Below are 3,391 nucleotides of genomic sequence, written 5' to 3' on the forward strand. Positions count from 1 at the left end.
GGTGATCAGCTGGGGCAGGGCAAGGAGAACGCCCGCAACTTCCTGCGTGACAATCCGGATCTGGCCGACGAGATCGAGAAGAAGATCAAGGAGAAGCTCGGCATCGGGGCGCGAACGCGGGAGGGGAGTGAGGCGGAGCCCGAGGCGGACGCCATCCGCACCCTCGCCGCCGGGTTCTGACCCGCCGCACCGTTCCCTCCCGCCCCCCGGAACCCCGGTCCCCGCCCGGCAGGGCTCAGCCGGCCTGGGCCGCCGGCTCCCTGCCGGTCTCCCCTCCGGTCTTCGGGGCACCGTCACCGTCCACGGGCCGCCGCTCCGGGCCGTCCGAGTCACGGGCACCGGTGTCACCGGCGGACTCCTCGGCCAGCCGCTCCATACCGCTGGTGGTCCTCAGCGGCTTCTCCTTGATGAACACGACGGCGACCAGGGCCAGCAGGGCGAAGGGCGTCGCGATGAGGAAGAGGTCCGCGGTGGCGACGCCGTAGGCGTGCTCCACGATCGCCCGGATCGGCGCGGGCAGGGCGGTGACATCGGGGACACCGCCCTCCGCGCCGCCGGGGGCCTGGGCCCCGGCGGCGGGAACGCCCGCCTGCTCCAGCCCCCGGGCCATCTCGGTCGCGACCCGGTTGGCCAGGATCGCGCCGAGCACGCTGGTGCCGATCGTGCCGCCCATGCTGCGGAAGAAGGAGAGCACGGAGGTCGCGGCGCCCAGCTCGGCGGCGGGGACGTCGTTCTGCGCGGCCAGGACCAGGTTCTGCATCAGCATGCCGACGCCGACGCCGAGCACCGCCATGTAGACGCTCAGCAGGCCGAAGCCCGTGCCGGAGTCGATCGTGGAGAGCAGCCCGAGACCTGCGGCCATGGTGATCGCGCCCGCCACCAGGTACACCTTCCACCTGCCGGTGGCGCTGATGATCTGGCCGGCGACGGTGGAGGAGACCAGCAGACCCAGGATCATCGGCAGGCTCATCAGACCGGCGACGGTCGGGGACTTGCCCAGGGAGATCTGGAAGTACTGGGAGAGGAAGACGGTGCCGCCGAACATGGCCACGCCCACCAGCAGGCTGGCGACGGTGGTCAGGGTCACGGTGCGGTTGCGGAAGATGTCCAGCGGGATGACCGGCTCGGGCACCCGCGACTCGACGTGGACCGCGGCGATCAGCAGCGCCGCGCCGCCACCGGTCAGAACGGCGGTCTGCCAGGAGGCCCAGTCGAACTGGTTCCCGGCCAGCGAGGTCCAGATGAGCAGCGCGCAGACGCCGGCGACGATCAGGAAGGCGCCCAGGAAGTCGATCTTCACCTCGCGCCGGACCGTGGGCAGCCGCAGGGTGCGCTGCAGCAGCACGATCGCCAGCAGCGCGAACGGCACGCCGATGAAGAAGCACCAGCGCCACCCCAGCCACGAGGTGTCCACCAGGACACCGCCGATCAGCGGCCCGGCCACGGTGCCGGCGGCGAAGACGGCGCCGAAGATGCCCGCGTACTTGCCCAGCCTGCGGGGCGGGATGACGGCGGCCATCACCACCTGCGCCAGGGCGGTGAGACCGCCCGCGCCGATGCCCTGGACGACCCGGCTGAAGATCAGCAGCTCGACGCCCTGGGAGAAACCGGCCAGCAGTGAGCCGACCACGAACATGCCCAGGGAGAGCTGCAGCAGCAGCTTCTTGTTGTACAGGTCGGACAGCTTGCCCCACAGCGGCACGGTCGCCGTCATGGCCAGCAGCTCGGAGGTGACGACCCAGGTGTAGGAGGACTGGCTGGCTCCCAGGTCGGTGATGATCCGGGGCAGCGCGTTGGCCACCACGGTGCCCGCCAGGATGGCGACGAACATGCCGGCCATCAGGCCGGACATGGCCTGGAGTATCTGCCGGTTGGTCATGGGTGTGGATGATGGCGCCTGGCCGGGCGCCTGCGATGCGGTCACAACGTCCCTCTCCGGGGCTCTCAGGGGCTCATGGATCGCTCATGCGGGCACGGAGCGCGCGGGGCCTTGCCAGGAAGAGGTGCCGGGGCGTTCCGTGCCGGGCGGGGAGCGGGGCGGGTCAGCGCCGCGGGTTCTCGCCGGACGGCGCCGGCAGTCCGGCGGCCAGGTGCTCGAAGACCTGCCGGAAGACGTCGGTGAAGGCCACCCGGTCCTGCCGTGCGCACCAGTGCTCGACGGCGACCCGGACGGCGGTGCCGCCGACGGCGGCCAGCAGCCGCGGATACAGGTCCAGCGCCCTGCGCCGTTCCTCCTCGGGAGCGGAGGGAACCGGGCCGGGGGCGGTGGCGGGACCGCCTGCGAGGCGCTCGGCGAGCGCCTCGGCCAGGCCGAGCTCGTCGGCCAGGTGCGCGGCGAGACTGCGGGCGAGCAGATGTGGTGATGCGCTCAGCACCCTGGCATGGAGATCCCACACCTCGTGGCGTTGCTCGATCTCCGCCAGCTCCGCCGCCATGGCCTCGCGCAGCGCCTCCAGCGGCGAGAGACCGGCCGGTGCCCGGAGGACTCCGCGACGGACCCGCGCGCCCGATTCCGCGTCGACCATGACGAAGGCGTCGTCGCGGGAGTCGAAGTAGTTGAAGAACGTCCGGGGGGAGACGCCGGCCGCCTCGCTGATGGCCTCGACGGTGATGTGTTCCGCCCCGTGCTCCGCCGCGAGCCGCACCGCCGCTTCCGTGAGAGCGGCGCGCGTGGCCCGCTTCTTGCGCTCCCGCAGCCCACTTCCTGCTGCCTTCTTGTCCGACACATCTTGCATGATAAGCAAAAATGCATGCTCTGTAAAAAATTATTTCCGTCCGGTCCGCCTGCCCGTCCCGTCCGCCTCCTCGCGGCCTCCCGGCGGCCCGCCGGCCCCCGGACGGGGGCCTCGCGCGCTCCGGTTCGCGCGGGATGCGGGCCGGATGCCGGGGCCCGTGCCCCCGCGAAACCTCATGGCTTCCTTAGGGCTTCCTGAAGAAGCCCTTGCCACGTGCCCCGCGGGCCCCGGACCTGCCTAGGCTCTCGCCCAACCCCCTCCGAGGACCCCGGGCCGACCGATCCCCGACCGACTTCCCGAGGTGCCGTCCGTATGAGCTCCCGCCGAGCCGGCCGTCCCCGCCACCGCTCCCACGCCCGTACCAGGAGCACCCCGCCGGCGCGCGACGTCGTTCTCGCGCTCAGCGTGGTCACCATGGCGGCGGGCGCCGGTCTCACCGTGGTCGCGGGCGGAGGACAGCAGGGACCGGCCGACCGCGTGGCGGCGGACAAGGCCGGCTCCGCGCACGGCACCGCCGGCGGCGCCGCCCCGTCCGCCCCACCCGGCCCGGAGGAGCGCGCGTCCGCCTCGCCCGACGCCGACAGGACCGGCAGGCCGGGGTAATCCGGGGTGGCGGAGGGGGGGGGGGGCGGCGCGCGGCGGGCGGGCCCCCCCGT

Annotated in this window: 3 protein-coding genes and 1 pseudogene; 2 read left to right on the forward strand and 2 right to left on the reverse strand. The window is 72.8% G+C overall.

Features of this window, described 5'->3' with window-relative positions; translation table 11 throughout:
• Positions 1–180: pseudogene (locus AC2CJA_RS25465) on the forward strand (recombinase RecA); the annotation flags it as partial.
• A gap of 55 nt (positions 181–235) precedes the next feature.
• Here AC2CJA_RS25465 and AC2CJA_RS25470 read toward each other — a convergent pair.
• Entirely contained in the window at positions 236–1,879 is a 1,644-nt protein-coding gene (locus AC2CJA_RS25470; RefSeq protein WP_484605022.1) for an MDR family MFS transporter, read from the reverse strand.
• A gap of 163 nt (positions 1,880–2,042) precedes the next feature.
• Complete coding sequence (locus AC2CJA_RS25475; RefSeq protein ID WP_484605024.1) at positions 2,043–2,735, reverse strand: TetR/AcrR family transcriptional regulator; 693 nt, start codon at positions 2,733–2,735, stop codon at positions 2,043–2,045.
• Positions 2,736–3,047: 312 nt separating this feature from the next.
• Between AC2CJA_RS25475 and AC2CJA_RS25480 the strand changes: the two genes are divergently transcribed.
• Positions 3,048–3,338 carry a hypothetical protein gene (locus tag AC2CJA_RS25480; RefSeq protein WP_484605023.1) on the forward strand — a complete coding sequence of 97 codons (291 nt, stop codon included), beginning with the start codon at positions 3,048–3,050 and terminating at the stop codon, positions 3,336–3,338.
• The last annotated feature ends 53 nt before the right edge of the window (positions 3,339–3,391 follow it).

Source organism: Streptomyces sp. ATLC9 (assembly GCF_057196705.1).

Excerpts from the sequence above, each read along its gene's own strand:
- AC2CJA_RS25480 (WP_484605023.1), top strand. The coding sequence starts at position 3,048 with ATGAGCTCCCGCCGAGCCGGCCGTCCCCGCCACCGCTCCCACGCCCGT.
- AC2CJA_RS25470 (WP_484605022.1), bottom strand. The coding sequence starts at position 1,879 with ATGACCAACCGGCAGATACTCCAGGCCATGTCCGGCCTGATGGCCGGC.
- AC2CJA_RS25475 (WP_484605024.1), bottom strand. The coding sequence starts at position 2,735 with ATGCAAGATGTGTCGGACAAGAAGGCAGCAGGAAGTGGGCTGCGGGAG.